Origin of the sequence: Roseovarius sp. CAU 1744 (assembly GCF_039839345.1) — a bacterium.
In the GTDB taxonomy this organism is placed as follows: Bacteria; Pseudomonadota; Alphaproteobacteria; order Rhodobacterales; family Rhodobacteraceae; genus Roseovarius.
This window is the reverse complement of sequence record NZ_JBDOQV010000007.1, coordinates 177,204-202,224: the sequence shown is the minus strand read 5'-3', so window position 1 is coordinate 202,224 and position 25,021 is coordinate 177,204. Positions and strand designations below refer to the sequence as shown.

The window sequence follows — 25,021 nt, the reverse complement described above, 5'->3', positions numbered from 1 at the left end:
CTCGTGAAGCGAATGGCAGCTTCTCTGAAGTTGTGTCCCGAAACATGACCAACCAATAATTTCGGTGGCGAAGGTCTGCTTTCGAAGTCCGCACAATTTCCTGCTGCAAGGCGGCGAACGACCGCTTTCCGCCCATTTTACAAAAGCGACTTGTATTCATCCATGAATGTTGCGACCTGCAGAAGGCCCTGCGCCTCAGACTTGTGGATGAGAGCAGGAACATCGAGTGCAGGATTTTCGAACCTCTCACGCATGCGCCGCAGAGCAAGTATGGCCTCCGAAGGGTCGAGCTCGATCGTGTCGGCTATAAAGTCATCTGCCGAAATCGCGTCGATGGCGTGTGGAGCCAAAGCTTCCTCTGGGAAGTCCGCGAGGTTGTCAGTCACAATTACCGACGCCGAAGTAGAAATCGCAGCCGCCAGGACGTGATTGTCATTTGGATCGGGAAGGTCAAGCTTACCTTCGAACACCTCGTAGCCCGAAACAAGAGACTCGGGGAAAGCCGCTTCGATTGCCGCACGCTGTCGGGATCCATCTGTCGCCCCCTTCGTGATCTCTGAGATCGCCTTCTGGGTTTCGTCAAGAATACGTGCGCTCCACCGAGGCCGGAACAAGCCAGCCTCAGCGAGACTCAAAAGCATGTTGCGTCGCAGTGCTCCGCCCAAGACACAGGCATCCAAAAGGGCCGTGAACCGGTCCGCGTATCGGCTCATATAAGATCGTCCTCAGCGTCCGCTTTCGCCAAATCACCGAGAGCATCTGACCGTTGCGCATCCCGCCTTTCCTTATAAGCAAACAAGTCGTCGGCGCGAACGCGCCTGTGGCGACCCGTCTTCGTGAAGGGAACGTCCCCTTTCTCCAGGAGATTGACAAGGAACGGTCGCGAGACATTTAGCAGATCTGCGGCTTGTTGCGTCGTCAATTCTGCTTCGACGGGGATCATACGGAATCCTCGCCCGCTCGACACCAGCCGCAACACTTCCAGGAGCGATGCGGTCAGCGCAGGGGCAAGGGTTACGGTTTGCATCTCCCCACTATCGAGCGCGAGTGACAGCGTTGTTGGTTCGCCCTCCTTGATCTGGGAGGCAACAATCGTTCTGAGTTGTTCCGCGTTCTTGATCTCAACCTCATCTGGCAAACGATCAACAAACGCCTCGTTTTTCAGGGCGGACATGATTTCTCTCCGGTGTTTTCTTAGCTTGTTTTCAACATAGGGATTATTCGAACTAATCGCAATAGTCGAAATATTCGAAATTTCTTAGCATTCTATGAATGCCCCCGTTCGTGCTCCCTCGGTATTTGCATACTACGAATTTGACATTCCCGCATCTTCAAGCTGCTCCTTGTCCGGCAGGTCGCGCAGGCTTTCCAGCCCAAACGCCACCAGGAAGTGTTCGGTGGTGACGAAGGTGTAGGGCGCGCCGCGGCGGGGGGCGCGGGGGCCGGTGGCGATTAGGTTGCGGGCGTGGAGGCGTCCGATCAGGTCGCGGCTGATTTCCTTGCCGAAGATGTCCTTGAGGCCCTCGCGGGTGATCGGCTGGTGATAGGCGATGGCGGCCAGCACCGCGACATCGAGGTCGCGCAGGTCGAGATCCTGGTCGCCCAGATCCGCCGCGGCGCGGATTGCCGGGGCATAGGCTGGCCGGGTCCGCAACATCCAGCCCTTTGTCACGCGGGCAATCTCGTAGGGGCGCTCAGACAGTTCAACCGCCAGGTCCTCGATCAGCAGCTCCACCGAGGCCCCCTGCCCCACCACCTTGGCCAGGTCCGTACCGGGCACCGGCGACGCGCTGGCAAAGAGCACTGCCTCGATCCGGCGCATCCATTCGCGCCAGCGCAATTCCGGTGGCAGGTCGTCGAGCTCGCGGTCGAAACCAATATCGGGATGATCTTTGGCCATTATCGTTACCGCTCGGGCGGGCAATTTCGGATCGCTGAGGGGTCATTGCCGATCGCCGCCGCAGCGGATGCAGAAACCTATCTTGCAGAGCGACAACAGCAGATTGAGGAGGCCATGGCCATTGTCGCGGCCCGGGCCGAAGCGGGGACGCTGCCGGATGCCGCCATTCAGGGTGGCACCCTGAGCATCACCCCGGTCAAAGACGAAACGCCTGAAGCCGCCACGGCCATGAGCCGACTGGCTTATGGGCAATTGCCACAAATCAAGATCCCGGACCTGCTGACGGAGGTGAACGCCTGGACCGGATTTGCGGAGTGCTTCACCCATTATCGCTCGGGCAGACCGGCGGAAGATCAAAAGGCGCTGTTTGCCGCCGTCCTGGCCGACGGTGTCAATCTGAGCGTATCCCGCATGGCCGCGGCAACCCACAATCTGTCTGCCCGGCAAATCGCGTGGGCGCATGATTGGCATTTGCGAGAAGGGACCTATTCAGCCGCCTTGGCTTGTTTGATCGACATGCAGCGAGAACTCCCGCTGGCCAAGCTATGGGGGGATGGCGTGACGTCATCCTCAGATGGGCAGTTCTTCCGGGCCGGTGGCCGCGGTGAAGCATCGGCAGACATCAACGCAAAGTACGGGCGCACCCCGGGTCTCAAGTTCTACACCCACATCTCTGGTCAGTTCAGCCCGTTCCACTCGACGGTCATCACAGCCACTGAAAGCGAAGCGCCCTTCGTTTTGGACGGGCTTCTCCGTCACCAATCTGGTGTCGCAATCGAAGAGCATCATGTTGATACTGGCGGCGCGACGGATCATGTCTTTGCGCTGTGTTATCTCTTGGGGTTCCGCTTCGCGCCGCGCTTGCGAAACTTCAAGGTTCGCAAATTGTATCTCCTGCCCGGTATGAAACCCCCGGCCATCATGGCACCATTCATCGGCGGCACCATCAAAGCAGGTCACAATATCGACAACTGGCCCGAAATCCTCAGGCTGGCGACCTCCATCAAAGCCGAAACCACCACTGCATCGGCGATCCTCAAAAGCTTGTCCGCCTATCCCAGGCAAAACGGACTGGCCATTGCCCTGCGCGAACTGGGGCGGTTGGAGCGGACCCTCTTTGCCCTGGAATGGATGCGCAGCCTGGAATTGCGAAAGAGAACCAGCGCAAGTCTGGCCAGAGGCGAAGCCCGAAACGCCCTGGCACGCGGGGTCTTCTTCAACCAACTCGGTGAAATGCGTGATCGCAGTTACGAGCATCAGATCCACAAGGCATCCGGTCTCAACTTCCTGGTTGCCGCCATCATCCTGTGGAATACCAAGTATCTGGAAGCCTCAATCACTGATCTGAGGAAAAACGGCAACGCCATCCCGAATGATATCATCAAACACATCGCGCCGCTTGGCTGGGCCCATGTAGGATTGACCGGGGACTACCTGTGGAACATGAACCCGCCATTCCGCCCGGATCGCCTCAGGCCGCTTCGGAAAAGTGATCTTCGCAATGCCGCATAAGTTCTCCGTTCGTTCGCGCGAACCGGACAATAAAGTCGCTTTTATGCAGTGACCCCTTCAGGGGAGTTTGCATCACCCCCCCAAGCTGACTGAATGGCCACGACCTCAGGATACCGTGCAACTGCTCAGGAAACTCCGCCAACCTCCGGTATGGGTTATGTCGATCGCACCTTTCAAGCCTATCGATTCGCAAATGAAGCCCTTGACTGTTGATCCGTCCTCGAGCGTAACCGTTCCGATGCCCAATGGCTCCGGTACATTCGAAATGAACCGACCAAGTGCTGAGCTAGGCATAGCCCAGATTTCGACCTCAATCATTCTACCACGCTTGGCCCGAACGAGCGCCGGACGAGGCGGCGAGGCTTCTGGAAGACTGAAGAGCGTATACTGCGCCGACGTTCGGGTTTCCCGCAGCAGGCGTGCGCCAAGATCGGTCAGTTGGTGGTTCAGCGGCAAGCCACTCATATGCGCTCCACAAACAAGTAGTTCGATCTCGTCATCGCCAGTACTTCGGCTAGGCTGCGCGACTTCGGGAACCGGGTGCTTTGTTGCGCCAAGCAACACGTCGGCTTGCTGATGCAATCGTCTGGCAACTCCCGCGATGAACCCGTCGAGTCCTGCCCGCGCCAGTAGTGTTACACTGCCTGGGCGCCCGTCCTTGCGCCGCGATACTGGGACGGCGATACCGCACAGATCGATCAGGTTCACAAAATTGGTATAGGTGCCGAGGTAACTATTCGGCTGTATTGGGTCCGCTTCGAGATCCGCTACCGAATAGAAAGTCGGAATAGTCGGGACGCACATCGCATCGACGCTGTCCAGGATTGGCTCTACAACGCGCTTGAGCGCCGCGAGCTTGTATTGGTCTTGGAAAGCATCGGCGGCCGAGAAGTCCGTGGCCCTGCCCACAATTGCGCGCGTGACTGGGTGGATATCATCCGGCCGATCCTTCAACAGATCTTCTATCACGGTGAAGCGCTCAGCAATCCAACTTCCATCATAGAGCAACTGCGCTATCTCATAGAATGGAGTGAAATCGAGTTCCGTGATCTGCGCCCCCAAAGTCCTGAGCGATCCGATGGCGGCGTGAAATGAGTCCCGCTGGATATCATCGCCCATGAACTTGATTGATGCGGCTGATGGCACACCGATCGTCAGGCTTGGCGGTGGGGCGGTAATAGGCTTTGCTGGAAAGCGCCGAGCGAAGGAATCCTCGGCATCGAACTTGTTGGCGACCTCGAAGGCGATATAGGCATCATCGACCGTCAGGGCAAAGACCGAAATCGTGTCGAGGCTCCGGCAGGCCGGGACTACTCCGGTCGCCGACAATGTGCCAAGCGTCGGCTTCAGTCCGACGATATTGTTCAGCGCTGCTGGAACCCGCCCGGAACCTGCGGTGTCAGTGCCAAGACCAAATGCGACAAAGCCGTGGCTGACGGAGACGGCAGACCCTGAGCTGGAGCCGCCCGGCACTATATCGGGGTCGAAGGCGTTTCTCGGCGGCTGATAAGGTGAGCGAACGCCGACAAGCCCGGTTGCGAACTGGTCCAGATTCGTCTTTCCGATCAGGATCGCACCGGCCTGTCGCAGCAACCGAACGACAAAGGCGTCTTTTGCAGGTGTGTAGGCGTATACCGGGCATGCAGCCGTGGTGGGGATTGCGGCAGCGTCGATGTTGTCCTTGACGACAAAGGGAACTCCCCAAAGCGGCTTGGCGACCGGATCAAAGGTGCCAAGCGCTGCTATCGCGGCGGCGCAATCTTCTTGATCGATCAGATGGATGAAGATCCCTGGATCATCGACCGCCGCGATCCTGCGGTAACATTCTGCGAGTATGTCGCCCGGCGCAACTCCCCCCTGGTATGCTGAGTGAAGCGAGGGGATCGTGAAGGGCAAAGCGCTCAGGTCGTGCATCGGAAATCTCGTCATGTTCGGAAAGTTCATTGCGTACGTGGTTTCACCAGGAAAATTCGCTCGGCTCGACCGGAGCGAAAAATGAAAATCCTTCGAGTCAAGTTTTGGTACTTCGGGCTCGTTCCGGGTCCACATCTTCAAGCGCGGCGTTCCTACCTTCCAAGCGCCGACAGAAGGGTGGCGCTATCTGCCACGCATCCGAACACACCGCCTTGCATCTTGATCATTTCAACCGCAGCGTCGTGGTTGCCCTTGTCTGTGGCACCGCAGCAATCCTCGAGCATCAGGCACTCGAACCCACGATCATTGGCCTCGCGCATTGTCGTATGCACGCAGACATCAGTGGTAATGCCAGTAAGGACTAAGTTGTCGATCTGTTGGGTCCGTAGAAGAAGTTCTAGGTCCGTCGCATAGAAACTACCCTTGCCAGGCTTGTCGATGATCGGCTCGCCGTCCAGCGGAGCGAGGTCGTCGATGATCTCCCATCCGGGCTCCCCGCGAACCAGAATCTTGCCGCAGGGGCCCGGATCGCCAATCCCCGCACCGATCTGCCGCGATCGCCACTGCTTATTGGGCGGCAGATCGGACAGGTCGGAGCGGTGGCCTTCGCGAGTGTGGATGATGTGGAACCCCTGCCCGCGCATTTCGGTAAGCACGGACTTGATCGGCTCGATGGGCGCACGCGTGAGCGAAAGATCGTAGCCCATGGCGTCCACATACCCGCCCTTGCCGCAGAAGTCGGTTTGCATGTCGATGACGATGAGCGCCGTATTGGTCGGGCGCAGGTCTCCATTGTATGGCCATTGATAGGGAGCGGCCTTGATCGTAGTCATTGTCAGGCTGCTCTTGGGGGCGTGGTTGCATCCGTAAGGCGCAGGTGTGTTCTTCGTGTCAACATTAACTCCTTTGGCACGGCGCTTTATGCGATTGGTCTCGCACGGCACGGGCTGGATCAGGAACGCCCGCGCCTTGTGACGCGGCTGGCAGTCCGTAGCGACATGCTTGGAATTGAACTTGCATTCTCCGAGTGCTGCTGTCTTCTGTTATATTTGCATCAAAGCGATGCAAAAAGCGCATCGCCTTCAGGGTCAAGCTTGAATGCTGCAGGGGACGGAATGAGACACCTTCAAACATTGAAATACATCGACGCAATCGCGAAGGCCGGTTCGATCCGCAGTGCGGCGGAGGTGCTGTCGATCACCTCCACGGCGCTCAACCGCCGCATTCTTGCGTTGGAGGAGGAACTTGGCGTGCCGATCTTCGAGCGGTTCGCCCAAGGCGTCAGGTTGAGCGCTGCGGGAGAAATCTTCATCACTCATGCCCGGTCGCAGATCCAAGACATGGAACGGGTAAAATCCCAGATATCTGACCTTTCAGGCGCTCGACGCGGCCACGTATCCATCGCGTGCAGCCAGGCGCTTCTGCCCTATTTCCTGCCAGAGCAGATCACAGAGTATCGTGAGGTTCACCCTGGCGTGAACTTCAGCGTGTTCCTGCATGACCGCTCTGCGGCTGAGGATGCCATCATCAATATGCTCGCCGACATCGCCATCGTCTTCGAGCCGATTCGGACCGCTGAGATCCACACGATTCATGCTATACCGCAGCAGATTCATGCTGTCCTGTCGGCCGATCACCCGCTGGCCGAGCGCGAGTTGCTGCGCATCAGGGAGTGCATGCTCTATCCAATGTCGCTGCCCAGCCGAGGCTATGGAGTGCGGCATCTGATCGAGCGGGCGGTGGCCGACGCAAGCTTCAGCCTCGAACCGGTCGTCGTGTCCAACAGTTTCGAATTCCTGCGCCATCACGCCGTGGCGGAGGGGATCCTTTCCTTCCAGATACCGATCGGCCTGCTGGAAGACGGGGAAACTCCCGGTGTCGTGAAGCGGCCAATCGACCCCCGCGACGTGCCCATCGGATTCGTTCATATCAGTCAACTCAAGGGACGAGCCTTGCCTGTCGCAGTCGCCCGTTTTGTAGAGCAGATTGTAAAGGTCCTAGAGGAACGGTACCCGGCCTATCAGGGCGCGTGAGCCCGCGCGCCACTTGACGAACTGACCGGGAACCAGTTCATCCGGCTGAATGAAGAGCGGTGCATTTCTTGCAGCGCTACGCACAGAATTTAGCACTAGACGTTGTCACCCTGTATTCGCAGTATCCAGCGTATCGGGAGCACATGTGCTCGCCAATACGGCTTGCGGGTCGCGGAAACGCGATAGTCAGCAACAAAATCAATCAGTCCCAGGAACTGGAGGGTGAGTATTTCGTATGAGCACACAGACCTTGAGCCTTAAGCACCTTCGGTCCCTCGAATGGGGCAGGCTTAGGAGTGTGGGGATGCACCTTATCGGTCCTGTGTTGCTGATCGGGGTTTGGTACCTCGCCTATGCGTTGTCGTTGGTCGACGAAAATTTGCTCCCATCCCCGTTCACGACAATATCCGAGACCTTCCGCAATATTGTCTCCGGCTACATGCTTCTGGATTTCTGGTTCACCCTGAAGCGCGTGCTGATCGCATTCGTCGTCGCGTGCGTGCTGGGTGTGCCGCTCGGGATCATCCTTGGATCGAAGGAAGAGATCTACCGCTCGGTCGAGTTCATCGTTGACTTCTTCCGCTCGACGCCCGCCACCGCCATGTTTCCCCTGTTTCTGCTTCTGTTCGGTCTCGGCGAGTTCTCGAAAATCGCCGTCGCCTCCTTCGCCGCGCTTCTGGTGGTGCTCTTCAATGTTGCCTACGGTGTGATGAACGCCAGGCAGACGCGGATACTTGCGGCGCGGTCGATGGGCGCCGGACAAGGCCGTATTTTCACCGACGTAATCTTTTACGAGACGATGCCGCAGACCTTCATCGGATTGCGGACGGCGGTTTCGATGGCACTGGTAGTCATCATCGTCGCGGAGATGTTTATCGGCGCCACTGACGGCCTAGGGCATCGGATCATTGACGCCCAGATCTCCTATAATCTCGACGACATGTACGGCTCGATCCTTGTCACGGGGGGCATGGGGTACGGTCTGAACATCTGCTTTCTCGCACTTGAAAAGCGCCTGATCCACTGGTCCGGCAAATAGAAGCACTCCCCTTGCTCCAAGCTGAAAAGGAATCCTGATGTTAAAGACGACACTTCTCTCGGCGAGTATCATATCCGCCATAGGCGCCAACGCCGCAATCGCCTGTGACAACTACGAGGAAATCACATCAGCCTGGCTACCGATCATGCAGACCACGGCCTACTATGTGGCGCATGAAGAGGGCCTGTTCGAAGCGGCCTGTATCAAGGTCAATTCTAACAAAATGCAGTCGCCCAACCACATCATCGACGCACTTGTCTCTGGACGCGCGGATTTCGGACCTCCGGGTGCAGCAGCCGGGATCGCGATGATTGCCGAGTCGAAATTTCCGGGTACCTTCAAGGTGTTCGGCCTTCAGGGCGGTGGCATTGAGATCGACCGCATCAACGACAGCCTGGTGGTCAAGGATGGCAGCGACATCGCTTCTTTCGCGGATCTAAAGGGCAAGATGATTGGCCACGTGCCGGGCATCCAGTGGCGCACTATCACCCGCCATCTGGTGCGCGCGGCGGGATTGGACCCTGATACCGACGTCCGACTTGTCGACCTTGCGGTTCCGCAGCAGGTTCCCGCGGTGCTTGGCGGCAGTGTCGATGCCACGCTTTCTCTGGAACCCGTCGGTTCCATCGCCGCCGTGACCGAAGGCACAGTTCGCGCCGAGATCAACCCAGTGGCCAAGGTCATCGCCGACCCCTTCTATTCCGGGGCAGCCCTGCTGACCACGAAGTTCATCGAGGAACGGCCAGAGGTGGCACGGAAAGTCGTCGAGATCATCGACGAGGCAACGCGTTTGGCGAATGAGGACTTCGAGAAGTACAAGGCAATCATTCCACAATACACAGCCATTCGCGAAGAACAGCTTGAACTTCTGGCCCAGCCCTATCTGCGCGGGTTCGAGGATCTGAATGAGGTCGATCTGGACTCCTATCAGGCATTTGTCGATGTGTTCGTGTCCGAAGGCGTGCTGCCTGAGGAAATGGACGTGCGCAGCAAGATCCTAACGCTGGAAGACCTAGGGGCAAACTGATGGTCATGGAAACCTCCCCAGCACTGAAAGGCCGGCGTTATGCTTGCCAAGAATGACTTCACGACCACCGGGGATGTCATCGACAGCCCCGGCCCCCCTCGCCCCGGTCGAAAAACCTACCTGAAGATCCAAGGTCTGAAGAAATCCTTCAACGGAACCGTCATCTACGACGGCTTCGATCTGACCTTGCCGCTCGGAGAATTCACCAGTATCTTTGGCCCCAACGGCTGTGGCAAGAGCACCCTAATCAACATGATCTCGGGCCTTATGCCGATGGATGCCGGTCGGGTTCTCTACGACGGGCGGACCATCGGGCAGACCAAGATCTCCTACGTGTTCCAGAACTACCGCGAAGCCCTGTTTCCTTGGCTACGAGCCATCGACAACATCCACTATCCCTTGAAGCACATGGGCCTGTCCAAACTGCAACGAGAGGACAGGATCGCGCGCTACGTCGAGGACTTCGGCATCAAGATCGATCTAAATGCGTATCCCTACAGCTTGTCGGGCGGGCAGCAGCAGGCGATCTCGATTCTGCGCGCCCTTGTGCGGGAACCCGACATCCTGTTTCTCGATGAACCCTTCTCGGCGCTCGACTATGAAATGACCCTGCTGATGCGGGAGCGTTTGCAGTCGGTTTTCGAGAAGACGGGCATGACGATGGTGCTGGTGTCGCACGACCTGGAGGAAGCGGTGCAGATGGCCGACAATGTCCTGCTGCTGACCCGCCGTCCGACGCGGGTGGCCGAAATCGTCCGGAATGATCTGCCCCGGCCGCGGGATGCCGCCACCCTTGTCGATCCCGAATTCATTCGCCTCCGCCGGACCTCTCTTGATATCTTCCAAAGAGAAGCGAACGGCGCGCCGGACTAAATGAAACTCGAACGCAGGATAGACTAATGACAAAAGGATATCATGACATCGGCGGCGAAAGCGCCGGTACGATCCCGAAAGAAGAACTGCCCTGGCTGCACTGGGAAAAGCAGGTAGAGGCCATCCGCAACCTGCTGGGGGACGGCACCCGCCGCATTGTGTCCCTTGACGAGATGCGGCGCGGGTTCGAAAGCTTTGGCGAGGAAAAATACAAGAAATACTCATTCTACCGGCGGCGCCTCGAAGCCATGATCGACATCTTGGTCGAAAAGGGCGTCATCACGCGCGCCGAGCTTGACCGCGCGATCAACTGGCGACGCCCTGAATGGGAACGCGCGGCCGCGGAGGGCGCGCTGGATACATCCAACGGCAAGGGCCCCCGATGACTTTTGCCGACAAGCGCTTCGCCGTAGGCGATCATGTGCATGTACTTGACTTGGGCAAGCCCGGCCACGTCCGCATCCCCATGTACATTCGGCACCACACCGGCCGGGTCGTGCAATACTGCGGAAAATACCTGAATCCCGAGGACCTTTCCGTCGGACGCACCGAGGGACCCGCCGTCGATCTCTACCGGGTGGTTTTCGCGCAATCCGACCTGTGGTCCGATGATCCGGTGGCGCCGAACGACATGTTGGTCATCGAGATCTACGACCACTGGTTAGAGCGCGCGTAAACGTCCGCGCAAACAGAAAAGAGATGTCATGGCCCATGACCATGCAGACCACCACGACGCGCTGATCGTTGAAGATGACGAGGGCAATCTTGAAGGGCAGATCGTTATCGACGCTCTTCGGGATGTCCTGATCGAGAAAGGGCTTCTGACTGCACAGGAAGTAACCGCTGAGATCGCCAAGTTGGAAGCCCCTGGCATCCATCAGGGCGCGAAAATCGTTGCCAAGGCTTGGACCGATCCCGACTACAAGCGCCGATTATTGGAAGACGGCAAGAGTTGCATCCAAGAGATCGGCATCGCAGTCGGTGAGGCGCGGATCATTGTCGTAGAAAACACCGAGGCCGTTCATAACCTGATCACCTGCACCCTGTGTTCGTGCTACCCGAGATCCATTCTGGGGCAGCCCCCGTCGTGGTATATCTCGAAGGCATATCGCGCACGCACGGTTCGCGAACCTCGCGCCGTACTAAAGGAATTCGGAACTGAGCTCGGCGAAAACGTCGATGTGATCGTTCACGACAGCAACGCCGACATGCGCTACCTAGTGTTGCCGCAGGCACCTGCTGACGTTACGGACTTGTCCACCGAGGACCTAGAGGCGCTGGTCACCCGCGATCATCTGGTTGGCGTCACACGCTAGTGGGAGTGGAAAGAAGTTGGGGGTCAGGCGGCATTTTGTCGATGAGAAACCTGCAACCGGCCATCCAAAACCGCGGCTCTTACGAGCGCGACATTGTGAGCGCCTCGGGGTGACCAGCGCATGCGGCGTTTCTTTCCCATCCTCGCATTTGTAAGATCATCGACGCAGCCCTCCGCTCTCGATGTGGAAACAGGGAGACCCGCGCGGCGTCTGCTGCCGTAGTCAGGTACGAGCGAGCGTTGTTTTCGATATAGCCATGGAGCACGCTGCATCTTTTGCGGACCCTTTGGATCGCAGCGCATACGTCCGCGCGTGTGAGGTCCTGCGAGGCGTTGGCGCGAAGACTGAGATTTTGGACACCCTCTAAAGCTCGGTCCGTTTTCCCGTGCCAAACTAGCCAACGCAGGCGCTCGGCAAGCCAGGTAAGCTTGTCGACTCCATTGCGCCCGAGGGTCAACTCGTGCAATCCGGCGACGGCATTCTCGACATGTTTGATCCGCATAGAGATATGCCACCAGTCCAGGATATGAGTGACCCTCCCGTCCACCGCCCATCGGATATGGTTGGCAAGGCCAGGCTCACCATCGGTGAGAACGGTGATCGCTTGCCCGGATCGCCATCCCGCCTCGAATAAGTGTGCCCGGATATGCGCTGACACGGACAGTGATGCTGACGTCTCCAATCCAAACCGAACACAATTTGTAGATCCCTCAATGCGGCCTACGACAACATCCAAATGCCTTTTCTGAAATTCTGGGCGACATCTGATATGGGCACCATCGACGAAAACAGCCAGATCATTGCCGCCGGTGTCCAACTGCTGCTCCGTTCGCCGCGGCTGCAGCGCATATTGTTCGATGTTCTTGGCGGCCCGACCCATCCGATTTCGTGTGGTCATGTGGGATTGTTTTTTGCACGGGAGAAACAGGTTCATCAAACGGGCTGCTTCACGAAACGAATGGCGTGCGCCAAGCTCCGCTTGAAGCCGCGCCAGCTCAGGCGTGACCCGTCCTGGTAGAACCGCGGAGAGCCACGAAAGCGAGGTGACCTTTGAGGTGGCAAAATCATTGCAATTGCAGGGTCTGAGACGCGGCGCTTTGACAGCAACGACACCGAACAATGTCTCAAGTTTACGGGAACGATAATCGTGGATCTTGCGCGACTTCCCGCAGCGTGGGCATGCCCGGCAGGTCTCAGAAACCTCTTGAACCTGAGCCGTGACGGCAACTTTCTGTAGCCTGTTCAGTATCGCGTGAGCATCTTCCAAAAGGAGACCAATTGCCTCCGGATTGAGGCTTTCCGGGCTCCTCTTCCACGATCCCAGCTCGTGTTCCTGCAGGCGACCATCTTCAAAAACGGCTTCGACTTTGATCCTGAGTTCCATCAAATCTCCCACTCTTCCGATGGGATATTCCTAAGCCCAAAACCAACTGACCCCCAACTTCTTTCCACTCCCGGCGGCGTTTCAAACCGCACTGCAAAAGGCGCGCGCCGAGGCGGACGCAGCTCACGCAAGAACGGCTTCAGCGTCGAATAGCTGCCTTCATATCCCATGGTCCTGATCTCGCGCAGCAAACGCCGGCCAGACAAATCCGGAAAGTTCCGAACCCTCTCTTCCAGATAATCCCGATATGGATCCAGCACGCTGCCCTGCAATGCACGCGGCCCATAAATCGGCACCTCCAGACCCTGCTGCAAATATTTGCGCACCGTCTTGCGGTCAGAGCCAACCTTGCGCGCGATGGCCGAAATGCTCAGCCCCTGTCGTCGTAAATCGTGGATCAAAACGATCTCCCTCAATCCCTTCACCTGACTGCCCCTGTCTCTCATCAATCAGAGCATCAGGCCTGTTTCCCGCGACAGCGCCAATTCCAAATATTTGAAGTTTGGAATTGACGCTGCCGCTCACGGGTGGGGAATTTTCAATTGCCACTTTCGGGGAGAATACGACTGCCACTAACAGAAGGTATTGCCCAGAGTCTGTATTACAGCTGGTCCAAGGAGTTCCTTGAAGCTGGTAAGAAACGCTTGGCTGGCGATACCGTGCGTGCAGCGACGTCGCAGCGTCGAATTTGGGTTTGCCGGATTTGGCCATGAATTGTCTCCGGTGTTTTAGGGAGCCTGCGGGAACCGCACGCGGATCGGAGGTACGTTCGGGAAAAAACGCGATAGCTGGTGGCCGATTCACTCAGGAACCCCGTCAGACCTCGTCCCCAAACTCCGGATCCAACAAAACCCAAAGCCGACTTTCACTTTTGAGGTTCACAAGAACCGACACTCAAAACAGAACCTTGCACATTTTTGCCCTTTCGCAATGCTGCAATGCAATATTTGCACGGCTCGACTATTGTGCAAGTGCAGCATGATCCCTATCTTCAATATCAGAGATTGGTTCTACCTCCTCCCTGAGCCAATCAGACCAAATCAGGCGGCATCCACCTCCTCCCGGATGTCGCCTTTTTTGTTTTTCAGCGCTAGATTGTTGTGGCGACCGGAACCACGAATTTGCTGGCAACTGTTGCAGTTTTTTGCTCGTGATAATGGTCCCCATTATAGGTTCACCCCTTCGAAGTTGCTACAGTTTGCTTTTGCTTCGAGGCGAGCCAAACTGTCAGTGACACAGCCAAACCAAAACCGGCGACATTTATGCCGATGGTTTCTGACAGCAGAAGTGCCGAAAACCCCAGTGTAAAAAAGACCTGTAGTAGCTGTAGCTGCGATATCCGCGCGATGCCTCCCAGGGCCAGCCCACGATACCAGGCAAAGAACCCAAGCAACTGTGATACCAGCGCTAGGTAAGAAAAAGCTGCGAGAACCGGCCATGAACTGGACAGCGGCACCGGTGGCATGAAACTTGCCAACACGGCCAAGACAGGGAGCGCGACTATCAGGCTCCAGCAGGCGACGATCCAAGCCTTGATATCTCGCGACAGCATACCTCCCGCCGCATATCCGAACCCGGCGGAAACGACAGCCATAAGCAGATATAGGTTCCCGACCCCAAACTCGGCCCCATTTCGCCAGATCACAAACACCAGCGTCAGGGCCATCCCTACTACGCTATAGACCCAAAACAAGTTGGTGACTCTCTCCCGGCCGATCAGAACGCCAAAAACAGCGGTGGAGATTGGCAAAAGCCCCACCACGATTGCGCCCTGAGACGCTGGAACAGTCTGCATTGCAAGCGATATAAAAAACGGAAATCCGAAGACCGTGCCCAGACTGCATCCGATCAATGGGATGAACTGCCTACCACGCGGTCGCTGGGGCCGTAGCGCCAGCAATACGGCTCCAGCCACCAACGCAGCCACGATTGACCGCCAGATAGCGATTTGATCCGGCGACAGTCCCTGCAAAGCAATACGAGTCATTGGCAGGGTCAGGCTGAAGGACAAAACGCCAAGTAGTCCCAGTAAAATACTTTTTCGCACATACATCATGCGGATTTTACAGCGGCGACCCGCAATCCAAGTTCATACGCCTGCAAATGGGAGAGACAAGTTCTCAACAGTGGTACGCGTAGAGCATTGTGCGCAGCTCTCTTCGAGAGGTCCCCCAGAATATGGTCGGCTTCGGTTTCCGTACCGCTGGCCATATCTCTGAGCATTGATGCAGTAGAATGCGAACTGTGGTCGGTGAGCTGCTTTCGGTATTCGCCCAAAGCTGCACGCGTTGGCGGGAATCCCTCTGCCTCAGCAATGCGGGTGCATTCGTCTAGCAATTGCAGGATCAATTCCTCACCCTGCGCTGTGGCGAGGATCGTGCCAATGTCAGCCCGCATCAAGCAGGTCATCCCTGCAAGCGTGCCCAGAAAAACCAGCTTGTCCCACATATCCTGTTGAATGTCGTCACTTAAACTCAGTTCGATTGGAGAGGCCTGCATCTTTTCAATCAACACAACCGCACGCTCATCATCGACACCTGGATGCAGCGGGCCAAGGAAGAACCGGTTCAGATCGTTGAAATGGCAGATCGATCCGTTTGGGTCCACTTTGACGCCAAGATGGGCGACCCCACCCCAGGCAGCACAATCAGTGAACCTTGCATGGATCGCGTCAATGTGCCGAACGCCATTCAGAAACGGCACAATGATTGTGGAGCCTGAGACGCATGGGGAAACGGCATCCAGCGCTGAACGCAGATCATAGGCCTTGCAGCTCAGAAAGATGAAATCGGCGTCTGGAAGAGATTTGGCATCAGTTGCCAAATCAGGCAATCCGCTCCAGTTTCCCAGTGGGCTTTCCAGATGCAGTCCGTGCTGTTGCAGCGCTTTGGCGCGCTTTGGCCGGACAAGCAGTCGCGGTGCTAGTCCAGCTTCTGACATCCGTGCTGCGAGATAGCCGCCGATACCTCCTGCGCCCAATATCAGTAACCGCATACTTATTCTCCTAAAGTAGACGCAATCTACTTTAGGAGAATATCGCTTCTCGGCAATACCTATTTCTTCGCTGTCTGTGCGCCAGTGCCATCGATGACGATAAAGAAAACGGCTTCATCATCACCTGTATTGTGAAAGCTGTGCTCCTGGTTGGCCGGATAAAACAGGAAATCACCTGTGCTCAGCTTGTGAATTTCACTGCCAACGGTCACTTCCAACTGCCCTGACTGGACAAAGAGATGTTCTTCCACTCCCATGCGGTGGGATGGAAACGGCTCAGTCTCTTGTCCTGGGGGCAAAGAGTTCTGGACAAAATCGACACCCCGACCCTGATAGAGTGGTGAAAGGGATCGTCTCACAAAGCCTGAGTTGGGATCAGTATATTCTGGCTGATCGCCCGAGCGTACAGTAACTGCCGATGATGCCACTGGCCCACCAACAAGCTGCGAAATAGACGTGTCCAGTGCTTCCGCCAATTTACCAAGAACCGAGGTTGTTGGCATTGCGTCACCCCGTTCGATCTTAGAGATCATCGCACGGCTGACACCTGAAGCGTCTGCCAGTTTCTGTATCGTCAGGCTACGATTCTGCCTGTGTGTCTTTAATGAGTGCGAAACCGCTGCTGCTACCATCTAACCATTGTGCCATGTGTGGAAAAAAGTCGCAACGGCATTGCACTAAGCGCTCCATTTGGCGGAAACCCACGTGGCATCGCGCAACTTTTCGCTCGTCACTTCCAATACCGTGCCGGAAATTTTTTGCGATCAGCTCTTCGGATTGTTTCCAGCTGAGTTCGTCCTTGAAAGCCTTGCCTTTTATGAGAGGCATTTTTCGTTATTCGGGAAGTAGGTCGTTGTTTCCGCTGCCGCATACGCGGCAGCGGATTGAAACATGTTTGGAATGCGCGCGCGGTCAGGCTGACAACTTGCTGCAGAGCAGCATTCCAGCCACCTTCGGGAACAGTTGTCCGGAGCAAGGGCACATAGCTCGAGTTGAAATCTTAGATAGTCGTTGGAATGAAGATATGACTGCCCTCATCTTTTTTGATTTTTCCGGAGTTAGGAAAGCCGAAATGATACCCACTTATCATGACGTCGTCTGCAATAACTTGGGCAACTATTGCTTTACGTGTTGCTGATGCCTGATCGCGGTCGGCATCAAATGCCAACTGCCAATCCAGGTTTCTCAGAAACAATGCGGGAACAATGATCGCATCGCCAAGTAGGAGAAGCTGATCATTACCGGAGCTCAAATGATAGCTCATGTGGCCAGGAGAATGCCCGAAACTTTTGACAGCTCGTACTCCAGGTGCAACTTCCTTCTCTCCCGAGAAACGCGATACATTTTTCCAAGTTGGAAAGGTAGCCTGAATACGCTTGGCCAAGTCTCTGCGGAATTCTGGCAGAGTACTCAGAAGCGAAGCATCGGTCCAATAGTTGTAATCCGTTTCACTTACGAGTATTTCCGCATTGGGATAAACTGGAGCATTTGTGTCCTTCTCCATAAGACCGTAAATGTGATCAGGGTGCATATGGCTAATTAAAACCATATCGACATTACTGGGTGATATACCTGCGGCTTCCAAACCGCCTCGTGACGCTAGTCCGGCCGTTGGCTGTAATTGGTCTCCCGTTCCTGCATCGATCAGAATTATTCTACCGCCAGTTTTTACTACAGTAAACGCATACTCGATCGGAATGAACTTATCTGAATGGCCAGCTTCTTTTAGATTTGATTTTATGACATTAGCGGGGTTCCCAGGCGAAATGATATCAAAAAGTTGGTTTTCCCAGATACCATCGTAAACTGACGTGACTTCGATATCGCCTATTTTATAGGTGTAGTGGCCCTTTTTGCGTAGATCTGCTGCTTGCGCGGCAGGCGCAAACGCGAGGGAGCCGGTTAGTCCTAGTGCAGCCACACCAGCGCTTGATGCAAGAAATTGGCGTCGTGTTGAGTTCAGCATTTTAATGTTCCTCTGAGGCTAAGAATCCATATGACACATAAGGAGAGAGAAAGTGGGGCCACCTTTCATGATTTGGTCGGTCTCGATTAGGGATTACGTCATCTATTATGGAAGACTTGGATGGTGTAAACAGTAAAATATCCACGACGCGACTGAGATACACCCATATGCAAGCGCGGTAAAGGATTGCCGGGAGTTTGCTTTTTATCAAGTTACTACAAAGTATTAGAAAGACTCTCACTTTAGATTAGAACAAGCTTTCATAGAGATTCGGAATCTTCCAAATCGTCTATTATAATGGAAACGTGAGCTAAAGTTACCAGCCTACTAGGTGTTTGATCCCATGGTTTGATGGTGAGATCTATTCTTTGGAATGGAAGGAAGCACTATTGGACAAGTACGTCACGGCTGCGCCACGACCACGCACGCCGTCAGAGCAGCAATACAGCGATCGCAAGCTACGAACGCGGCGTTGAGCCGGGAACTTGGGATTAATGTCAAAACGGTTGCCAAATGGCGCAAGCGCGAGACTGAGGTGCCCCTAGATTTGTAGACGCTTTGCCCCCTAACTTTGAGGCTAGGAGGCCGACATGGGGACAAGCAATTACAGCGACGAGTTCAAACGTGACGCGGTGCATCAGATTACGGTTCGCGGATATCCGGTTCGGGAGGTTTCTCGGCGCTTGGGCGTCAGTACGCATTCTTTGTACAAATGGATGAAGCTGTTCGGGGAACCTGTGTCCAAAGCGAACAGCATCGACCATGAGGCTGAGAACCGGCGGCTCAAGCGCGAGCTGGCCCGTGTGACCGAGGAGCGCGACATCTTAAAAAAGGCAACGGTGTACTTCGCGCGAGGGTCCCAATGAAGGGTAGTGTCGCAAAGTTTCAGGTCGGTCGCGCAGGTCCAGCCGCAGGACACAGTTATGCTGCGAGTTGCGCAAACTGCTGGAACACGGCCGCACCATTCTGACCAAACTGACCTTTGCGGATCATATGCGCAACCTCGATCCCCTGAAGCGTGGCAGACGCAGAATGGAACGCCCCAAAGCTTTGGATTGGGCGTGTCAGTCGTTTGATGGCGCGGTGATCCTGCTCGACCATGTTGTTTAGATATTTCGACTGAACAGCCGCAATGAGCCGACCATCACCGGAGAATTTTCTGATGACATTGACCGCTTCGATTCCAGCCAGATTGGCACCGCTTTTGTCGATGACGATGCGGTCCGGGGCACCGTTCACCTCGATCGCCCGCTTGAAGAAACGCCGGGCTGCGGCTGTGTCACGATGCTTTGACAGCATGAAATCAACCGTTTGCCCGCCACGGTCAACGGCGCGGTAAAGATACATCCAGATGCCTTTGACCTTAACGTAGGTTTCGTCCATTCGCCAGGAATTGGCTGTTGGGCCTTTCCGTTTATGTGCTTGACCAGCAATCAGCGGAGCGAATTTCACCACCCATCGGTTCAGCGTTGCATGATCCATAATCACACCCCGCTCGGCCATAATCTCCTCAAGGTCGCGGTAAGACACGGCGTAGCGCACATAGAAAAACACCGCGTATAGGATGACATCTTTGGGGTAATGGCACCCCTTGAAACTCACTGACATGGAACCGACCTGCTGCTCTTTCTTTTTTGCGAACCCATATTCGATCAGGGCCGGATTGCAAGATTCAGCATAACTTTGCGACACTACCCTCCTGGAGCCAGCACCACAGGGCCGCGCGATGGTTGTCCATCACGTAGACATTGCCCGACCTGCAGAGGAAGTTCTGTTCGACGGATCCAGAACGATTCCGACCTTTAAAGGGTACGATCCACTCCCATTCGGTTGTCATTCTTGTTCACACACCAATACCGCTGAACGTTCATCGGGGTCGAGTTCCAGCTCCGGAAGATCCCGCAGGCTCTGCAGGTCGAACGTCACTAGGAACGTCTCTGTCGTCACGAAGGTATGCGGTGCCCCAGGCCGAGGTGCACGTGGCCCGCTGGCGATCAGGTCCTTGTATCGGAGCCGCGCCAATAGATCGCGGCTGATCTCTTTCCCGAATATCTCCCGCAGCCCCGCCCGATCGATCGGCTGGTGATAGGCGATGGCGCAAAGCACACCCATCTCCATCTCGGTGAAACCCAGCGATTGCTCTCCCAGATCGGCCGCCGCCTTGATTGCCCCAGAAAACTGCGCCTTGGTGCGAAACATCCACCCGCCCGCCACCTGTGCCAACTCGTAGGGACGACCGGTCAGCTCCGCCTGAATGTCGTCGATCAGCATCTCGACCGAGGCCTCCTGCCCCACCACGCGGGCCAGGTCCTCGCGGCCAACCGGCGAGGACCTGGCGAACAGCACCGCCTCGATGCGACCCATCCATTCGCGCCAGCGTAATTCCCGTGGCAGGTCGTCGAGCTCCCGATCAAAGACGGCCCCGTCCTCATCCGTTGGTTTCCGTTTCCTGGTCGCGGCCGTCATGGCGCGATCCCATAAAGCCGGAACGTGGGGCGCCCGGTCAGCTCCCGTGCGACACCCAACTCCACCAGCCGGTCGCAGAAGCGACGCGCGGCGCGGGACGTCATAGGGATCGTGGTGCCGTAAATGTACGGCGAGAGCATCGAGGCCGGCGCTATCGCATCCTCGGTCAGGAACAGGTCGACCGCCGCATCCGACCCTTTCGCGCGCAACTTCGGGGCGACGGTGCGAAGGGCCTTGGCGCGGCGCGCGAGGTCGCGCGCCAACTGGATCGTCTCCTCGATAGACTCGAGGATCCGCGCCTGGACTGCCAGCTCGGCCCCCTGCCCTTTTGCGTTCAGGTCTCGTAGCGCCGACTTTGTCAGCCGCCGTGCAGAGACAGGCAACACGGTTTTCCAGTTCAGGACCCGCGTCAAGACAAGATCGGACAGTAGGCAGGCGACACGTTCCGCCCGATCGTCGGCCTGTAGCACGGCCTGCAGGACGACCATGCACCCCGCCAGAGGCCCATGGGTTCGAGCCCGCTCCAACCCCGTATCGAGCCAGATGCCCACCTCCCTCGCGAAGTCCGCGCCAACTAGGTCGGCAATCTCACCGGGTCCGCCCAGCCGAAGCCGCACCGCCTCGCGCCAGAAGGCCAGCAGATCGCCATCCGGCCCCCGCGTCTCGCCCGGCGGCGTCAGGTGGTAGGCGTCGCGGATGTCAGCCTCCCGCGCCAGCCGTCCTTCGAGTTTCGAGGTCGCTGTCGCCGCGCTCAACGCCAATCGACTAGCGAGCAATTTCACCGGCACGCCATGCCTGGGATCGCTGACCAGCTGACCGAGCACCGTGAGCGTTGCTCCTGACCGAAAGGCCACAGTGTCAAGGGTTTCGGCACGACCTGACGTGACCCAATCAGGCAGCTTTGGTAAGCTGCTCAGGTCATTCGAGATAGCTGCAGACTGATATGTCATGCCACAACACTAGTCTCTCACGGCGCTTTTGGCCACATTATAGTGTATAAACCGCCCCGCTTTGCTGGTCTCCGCCATGTCCAATAAGTTTGCCTTATCGGACGTAACAGGATACGCTGCATCACAGTCTCAAAAATAGTGAATTTGTGTGTCGGATGACCGGAATTCATGAGATTCAAGCACTTCCCTGAAAAACCGGCCGGGGTTCATGAGATTCTGGAGCGGTATTCATGAGACTGGACGCGCCGGTATTCGTGAGACTGGCGCCGTCTCGTGGGTTTTTCGGCAATCTGGCGATCTCTCTCGTCGCGCTGAGCGCGCCAGAGCCGGGCAGCTATACGTCTTCTCAACGAGAGCGGCCATGATCTGAGTGCGTCCTGCACCCGCCCCTGCCCGTCTGTGTCGCTGGCGAGCAGCACGGCGATAGCCAGGGCAACGGGCTCCTCGACGATCCGGCCGATGCCAACCGTCAGCGCGAAACCCTGCAATAACGAGCCTTGTGCCAGACCATACAAGCCTGGGCGCACCGGTTTGGCCAGCACTGGCGCCACCTGATCGTATTCGGGAACGATGACCGTCAGCGCCTGACGGATGATCGGCATGGTGAGAAACGCGTGGTAGTCCCGCCGGGTCTGCAGCGACATGCGCGGTTGCTCGGACAGGGACGGTGGTGAAGCGCGTCGGTGCCGCGCTGTCAGGACGGCCAGCATTTCCGGTGCGTCCAGAGCCCCCTGCCCCGCCCCACGTGCCCAGGCGTCGAGAATGGCGGAACCGGCTTTTGCATGCGTCGCCAAGGCTGCCATCCGGGCGTCCCCCAACATCTCGGGTAAGGTTGCGCCGGTGGCATCCTGCAAGTCTGCGCCGTGAACAGGACAGTGAAACACCCAGGGCAATGCCAACGACTTGCCGTGCACATCGGCTTGGCAATGCGGGCAGCGATGGCGGTTCTGGCGCGCGATCATCATCCGGGCGTCGGGGGTGACTTCCTGAAACGTCATGGCCTGCAGCGCCGCGACCGAAAGCCCGGTTCGGGCCGCGATCAGAGCCCCCTCCCCGTCCGAAAGGCGTCCTTCCAGGTCGAACGGATCGCGCCCAGACAAGCCAAGTTCCGCCAGGAATTCGGGAACGATCATGGCGTAGAAAGAAGCCATTCGTGCGATCCAGGAGGACAGCCGTTCATCCGTCTCGGGCGGGAGCACGACCGGCAGGCGGCGCTCTCCTGTCAAACCGGTTCTCCCAGGACCACCCGCAAGCTGTCGCCACGCAGAACATCGCGGGACAGGATCCGTTCCTCGCCGCTTTCGATGGCAGCGATCGCCAGCTGCGACATGATCGAAAAAATGCCCGAGGTGATGCCATCGGTCACCTTGAGGATCCGCGTGAGCGCCTTCTCGTCGATCTCGCTTTCGCGCCGGAGCGGCAGGCTGCGCGTGAGCGTGCTCATCAGCCCGGTGAAATCCGCCCCTTCTCGCCAGGGCGGCAGCGCAAATGCCTCGAAGCGGCGCACCAGTTGCGCATCGGTGCGCAGTGCATTGCGCGCCTGGGCGGTGCCGACACAGACCAACGGTATGCGCAACTCGTTGCCGAGGAAACGAAGCATGTTCAGGAACCGCGCCTGTTCGCGGATGGTGCCGGCCTGCAGGCTGTGAATCTCGTCGATCACCAGCATTTGAGGGCGCAATTCGGTGAGCAGCCGCAAGGCCAAGCTTTCCAGCACGGAAAGCGTCGCCCTTGGCGGCTCCGGAGCGCCGATCGCGGCCAGAATCCGACGATAAAACCGTGTCTCGTCCGGCCCCGAGACCATCTGCACCGCGACGACCGGCATGTGCAGCCGCCCGGTCATATCGTTGAAGCTGGCGGCATGATCGCGGGTGAATTTCTCGATGATCATGGTCTTGCCCATGCCGCTTTCGCCGACCAGAAGCAGGTTCGGCATCCGGGCGCGCTCCGGGAAGGCCAGCAAGGTCTCCAGCTTGGCCAGGGCCGCCTCGGCCCGGGGATAGGACACCCATCGATCGGCCCGGATGCGCAAAATACGCTCCTCGGCGCTGAGCGCGGCAATCCTGCCGGCGCCTGGAAAAAGATGCGGAAACTCAGTCATCGTCGTACCATTCCTCGACATGGAACCCCGGGTGATCCTTGAGCGCGTTGCGCTTGGTTTCAGGTGCCGGCAAAGCCTTCTGTGGCTCCGATTCAGGCGTCACATCGATCATCGGGCGCGGGTCGAGATGCGCCCGCCGGGCTTTGTGGCGTCGCATGGCTTTCGTTTGCCGCTCGGCGCTCTCCACGAGGTCGCGTTGCGCCTGGATCGTCCGGAAGATCAGCTCCTCGTCCACCGACCGGCGCCCTTCCTCGCGCAAGGCGCGCCGCGCCGCGCGGTGTTCCCAGAGCGTGATCGCGGGCCGCGTCAGGTCGGCGGGCCGGGCCTCGATGATCCCGTCTCCGGTCAGCACGAAAATGCGCGAGAGGTCGCGCGGATCGTATTTTAGCATGTATTTGCGGCTCTCCCGGCCCATCAGCCAACGCAGCTCGTCCGACCAGTAGCGGATATGGAAGAGATGAAAACCGTCACGCTGCAGGACACGTTGCTCCGAGGGCAGGAAATCCACCAGGAACTGCCGGAGATCGGCGGGCATGCGAAGCCGGGCCTCGTCCGTATGCGCGGCCCAGGCCGCCGCAGGCGTGGTTTCCAGCGCGCTGTGGACCCGCACGTGGTAGGACCCGGTGATTTCCAACGCGAGCCAGGTTTCCAGCTCCTGCAGAGTCATCACCGCTTCGGCCTCCGCATCGAGATCGCCACGCTCGAAGATGTTCGAGAAATGCGACCCCGGCAACAGATGCACCGCCCCCATCATCGTACCAATCAACCGTTCGACATGCCCGCCATAGCGCGGTGTGCCGGGCGGGCGGTGCTGCAGATCGATCTGGTACTCGGAACAGGCAAGCCCGAAGGCCCGGGCGTGAAATTCCGCGCCATTGTCCACGTAAATTGCCCTGGGGATGCCCTGCGCGGGCCAGTCTGTATTGATGCCGCGCGCCGCCAGCCAGTGTGATTTCTCCATCACCGCATGGGTCAGACAGAGCGCGACCGACAGAAGTGATGGCGGCTCCAGCGACAGGTGAAACCCCAGAACCATGCGGCTGTTCACGTCGATCGCCACGGTCAGCGTCGGCCGGCCGAGCGGGTGTCGCGTGACCGGATCGACCACCGTCACATCGGCCCTGGTGTGATCGATCTGGACGATATCCAGCGGACGGCTCGCCGTGAGCACACCGGGCGTGGCCAGGTGCCGGCGTTCGGCCTTGTCCCTGCCCTCCCGCCAAAACCGCGTTTTGGTCGGTTTACGACGGGTGGCGTAAAAGTCTCTAAACAGGCGGGATACGATCGCTTCCACCGCCGGATCCAGCGGCTGCATGCCCGGCTTGGGGCCGGACGTATTCGGCAGAAGCGCACTGGTCCGCGCATCTTCCCGGAACTGCTTCGCCAAACGATAGACCGTCGCCCGGCTCACATCCAGCTGCTGCATCGCCCAGGCAACGTCGCCATCAGTGAGCTGTTCCGGCAGGTCCGCAAGCACTCTCGCGCGGAACTCGGCCTCTTCCCAATCTTTGTCGGCTGCAGAATTATCGGACATGACTTGATCGAT

The 25,021-nt window shown here is 57.5% G+C and carries 24 protein-coding genes and 4 pseudogenes; 10 read left to right on the top strand and 18 right to left on the bottom strand.

All coding sequences use genetic code 11. From position 1 onward, the window contains the following. Nucleotides 1–137: 137 nt before the first annotated feature. From AAFO92_RS15725 to AAFO92_RS15715, 3 genes are all read right to left on the bottom strand, one after another. The gene (locus AAFO92_RS15725) at nucleotides 138–713 is read right to left on the bottom strand and encodes a PIN domain-containing protein (protein ID WP_347536646.1); all 576 of its coding nucleotides are present in this window, start codon (nucleotides 711–713) and stop codon (nucleotides 138–140) included. Beyond that, a complete protein-coding gene (locus AAFO92_RS15720; protein WP_347536644.1) occupies nucleotides 710–1,174 on the bottom strand; it encodes a helix-turn-helix domain-containing protein in 465 nt (154 codons plus the stop codon). Before AAFO92_RS15720 ends, AAFO92_RS15725 begins: the two co-directional genes overlap by 4 nt. 132 nt (nucleotides 1,175–1,306) lie before the next feature. After that, complete coding sequence (locus AAFO92_RS15715) at nucleotides 1,307–1,900, bottom strand: SMC-Scp complex subunit ScpB (protein ID WP_347536642.1); 594 nt, start codon at nucleotides 1,898–1,900, stop codon at nucleotides 1,307–1,309. Between the two features lie 36 nt (nucleotides 1,901–1,936). Here AAFO92_RS15715 and AAFO92_RS15710 point away from each other — a divergent pair. Continuing rightward, nucleotides 1,937–3,412 (top strand): annotated as a pseudogene (locus tag AAFO92_RS15710) (Tn3 family transposase); the annotation flags it as partial. Nucleotides 3,413–3,517: 105 nt separating this feature from the next. Here AAFO92_RS15710 and atzF read toward each other — a convergent pair. Beyond that, complete coding sequence (gene atzF, locus AAFO92_RS15705; protein WP_347536640.1) at nucleotides 3,518–5,326, bottom strand: allophanate hydrolase; 1,809 nt, start codon at nucleotides 5,324–5,326, stop codon at nucleotides 3,518–3,520. 152 nt (nucleotides 5,327–5,478) lie between these two features. Further along, nucleotides 5,479–6,159 carry an isochorismatase family cysteine hydrolase gene (locus AAFO92_RS15700; protein ID WP_347536638.1) on the bottom strand — a complete coding sequence of 227 codons (681 nt, stop codon included), beginning with the start codon at nucleotides 6,157–6,159 and terminating at the stop codon, nucleotides 5,479–5,481. A gap of 282 nt (nucleotides 6,160–6,441) precedes the next feature. On the opposite strand from AAFO92_RS15700, the gene AAFO92_RS15695 reads away from it, so the two are divergent. The 7 genes from AAFO92_RS15695 (at nucleotide 6,442) to AAFO92_RS15665 (ending at nucleotide 11,614) form a co-directional block, all read left to right on the top strand. Beyond that, nucleotides 6,442–7,359: a LysR family transcriptional regulator gene (locus AAFO92_RS15695; protein ID WP_347536636.1), complete on the top strand. Its 918-nt coding sequence runs from the start codon at nucleotides 6,442–6,444 to the stop codon at nucleotides 7,357–7,359. 304 nt (nucleotides 7,360–7,663) lie between these two features. Next, a complete protein-coding gene (locus AAFO92_RS15690) occupies nucleotides 7,664–8,398 on the top strand; it encodes an ABC transporter permease (RefSeq protein ID WP_347536634.1) in 735 nt (244 codons plus the stop codon). Between the two features lie 37 nt (nucleotides 8,399–8,435). After that, nucleotides 8,436–9,425: an ABC transporter substrate-binding protein gene (locus tag AAFO92_RS15685; protein ID WP_347536632.1), complete on the top strand. Its 990-nt coding sequence runs from the start codon at nucleotides 8,436–8,438 to the stop codon at nucleotides 9,423–9,425. 39 nt (nucleotides 9,426–9,464) lie between these two features. Beyond that, on the top strand, nucleotides 9,465–10,298 hold the full coding sequence (locus AAFO92_RS15680; protein WP_347536630.1) for an ABC transporter ATP-binding protein: 834 nt from the start codon (nucleotides 9,465–9,467) through the stop codon (nucleotides 10,296–10,298). 26 nt (nucleotides 10,299–10,324) lie between these two features. After that, the gene (locus AAFO92_RS15675) at nucleotides 10,325–10,684 is read left to right on the top strand and encodes a nitrile hydratase (RefSeq protein ID WP_347536628.1); all 360 of its coding nucleotides are present in this window, start codon (nucleotides 10,325–10,327) and stop codon (nucleotides 10,682–10,684) included. Next, nucleotides 10,681–10,974 carry an SH3-like domain-containing protein gene (locus AAFO92_RS15670; RefSeq protein ID WP_347536626.1) on the top strand — a complete coding sequence of 98 codons (294 nt, stop codon included), beginning with the start codon at nucleotides 10,681–10,683 and terminating at the stop codon, nucleotides 10,972–10,974. Before AAFO92_RS15675 ends, AAFO92_RS15670 begins: the two co-directional genes overlap by 4 nt. Nucleotides 10,975–11,002: 28 nt before the next feature. Further along, on the top strand, nucleotides 11,003–11,614 hold the full coding sequence (locus AAFO92_RS15665; protein ID WP_347536624.1) for a nitrile hydratase subunit alpha: 612 nt from the start codon (nucleotides 11,003–11,005) through the stop codon (nucleotides 11,612–11,614). 23 nt (nucleotides 11,615–11,637) lie between these two features. Here the strand turns inward: AAFO92_RS15665 and AAFO92_RS15660 are convergent. The 7 genes and pseudogenes from AAFO92_RS15660 to AAFO92_RS15630 form a co-directional block, all read right to left on the bottom strand. Next, a pseudogene (locus AAFO92_RS15660) lies at nucleotides 11,638–12,998 on the bottom strand (ISKra4 family transposase). Then, complete coding sequence (locus AAFO92_RS15655) at nucleotides 12,998–13,414, bottom strand: hypothetical protein (protein WP_347536622.1); 417 nt, start codon at nucleotides 13,412–13,414, stop codon at nucleotides 12,998–13,000. Before AAFO92_RS15655 ends, AAFO92_RS15660 begins: the two are co-directional and overlap by 1 nt. After that, a complete protein-coding gene (locus AAFO92_RS15650; RefSeq protein ID WP_347536864.1) occupies nucleotides 13,335–13,709 on the bottom strand; it encodes a hypothetical protein in 375 nt (124 codons plus the stop codon). The genes AAFO92_RS15655 and AAFO92_RS15650 overlap by 80 nt, the downstream gene beginning before the upstream one ends. Before the next feature lie 463 nt (nucleotides 13,710–14,172). Further along, nucleotides 14,173–15,054 carry a DMT family transporter gene (locus AAFO92_RS15645; RefSeq protein ID WP_347536620.1) on the bottom strand — a complete coding sequence of 294 codons (882 nt, stop codon included), beginning with the start codon at nucleotides 15,052–15,054 and terminating at the stop codon, nucleotides 14,173–14,175. Then, nucleotides 15,051–15,992 carry a 2-dehydropantoate 2-reductase gene (locus tag AAFO92_RS15640; RefSeq protein WP_347536619.1) on the bottom strand — a complete coding sequence of 314 codons (942 nt, stop codon included), beginning with the start codon at nucleotides 15,990–15,992 and terminating at the stop codon, nucleotides 15,051–15,053. The genes AAFO92_RS15645 and AAFO92_RS15640 overlap by 4 nt, the downstream gene beginning before the upstream one ends. A gap of 59 nt (nucleotides 15,993–16,051) precedes the next feature. After that, a complete protein-coding gene (locus AAFO92_RS15635) occupies nucleotides 16,052–16,624 on the bottom strand; it encodes an XRE family transcriptional regulator (protein ID WP_347536618.1) in 573 nt (190 codons plus the stop codon). 368 nt (nucleotides 16,625–16,992) lie between these two features. Then, the gene (locus AAFO92_RS15630) at nucleotides 16,993–17,958 is read right to left on the bottom strand and encodes an MBL fold metallo-hydrolase (protein ID WP_347536616.1); all 966 of its coding nucleotides are present in this window, start codon (nucleotides 17,956–17,958) and stop codon (nucleotides 16,993–16,995) included. 388 nt (nucleotides 17,959–18,346) lie between these two features. Here AAFO92_RS15630 and AAFO92_RS15625 point away from each other — a divergent pair. Next, nucleotides 18,347–18,490, top strand: a pseudogene (locus tag AAFO92_RS15625) (IS481 family transposase); the annotation flags it as partial. 58 nt (nucleotides 18,491–18,548) lie between these two features. Continuing rightward, nucleotides 18,549–18,797 (top strand): annotated as a pseudogene (locus tag AAFO92_RS15620) (transposase); the annotation flags it as partial. A gap of 82 nt (nucleotides 18,798–18,879) precedes the next feature. Here the strand turns inward: AAFO92_RS15620 and AAFO92_RS15615 are convergent. The 6 genes from AAFO92_RS15615 to AAFO92_RS15590 all read right to left on the bottom strand — a co-directional run bounded on the left by AAFO92_RS15615 (nucleotide 18,880) and on the right by AAFO92_RS15590 (nucleotide 25,009). Beyond that, nucleotides 18,880–19,566: an IS6 family transposase gene (locus AAFO92_RS15615; protein WP_347536860.1), complete on the bottom strand. Its 687-nt coding sequence runs from the start codon at nucleotides 19,564–19,566 to the stop codon at nucleotides 18,880–18,882. Nucleotides 19,567–19,791: 225 nt separating this feature from the next. Beyond that, nucleotides 19,792–20,424: an SMC-Scp complex subunit ScpB gene (locus AAFO92_RS15610; RefSeq protein ID WP_347536614.1), complete on the bottom strand. Its 633-nt coding sequence runs from the start codon at nucleotides 20,422–20,424 to the stop codon at nucleotides 19,792–19,794. Further along, on the bottom strand, nucleotides 20,421–21,374 hold the full coding sequence (locus AAFO92_RS15605) for a DUF1403 family protein (protein ID WP_347536612.1): 954 nt from the start codon (nucleotides 21,372–21,374) through the stop codon (nucleotides 20,421–20,423). The genes AAFO92_RS15610 and AAFO92_RS15605 overlap by 4 nt, the downstream gene beginning before the upstream one ends. A 206-nt stretch (nucleotides 21,375–21,580) precedes the next feature. Further along, on the bottom strand, nucleotides 21,581–22,525 hold the full coding sequence (locus tag AAFO92_RS15600) for a hypothetical protein (protein WP_347536610.1): 945 nt from the start codon (nucleotides 22,523–22,525) through the stop codon (nucleotides 21,581–21,583). A gap of 71 nt (nucleotides 22,526–22,596) precedes the next feature. Beyond that, a complete protein-coding gene (locus tag AAFO92_RS15595) occupies nucleotides 22,597–23,475 on the bottom strand; it encodes a TniB family NTP-binding protein (protein ID WP_347536608.1) in 879 nt (292 codons plus the stop codon). Further along, nucleotides 23,468–25,009, bottom strand: coding sequence for a Mu transposase C-terminal domain-containing protein (locus tag AAFO92_RS15590; RefSeq protein ID WP_347536606.1), 1,542 nt, complete (start codon nucleotides 25,007–25,009; stop codon nucleotides 23,468–23,470). Before AAFO92_RS15590 ends, AAFO92_RS15595 begins: the two co-directional genes overlap by 8 nt. Nucleotides 25,010–25,021 lie beyond the last annotated feature (12 nt).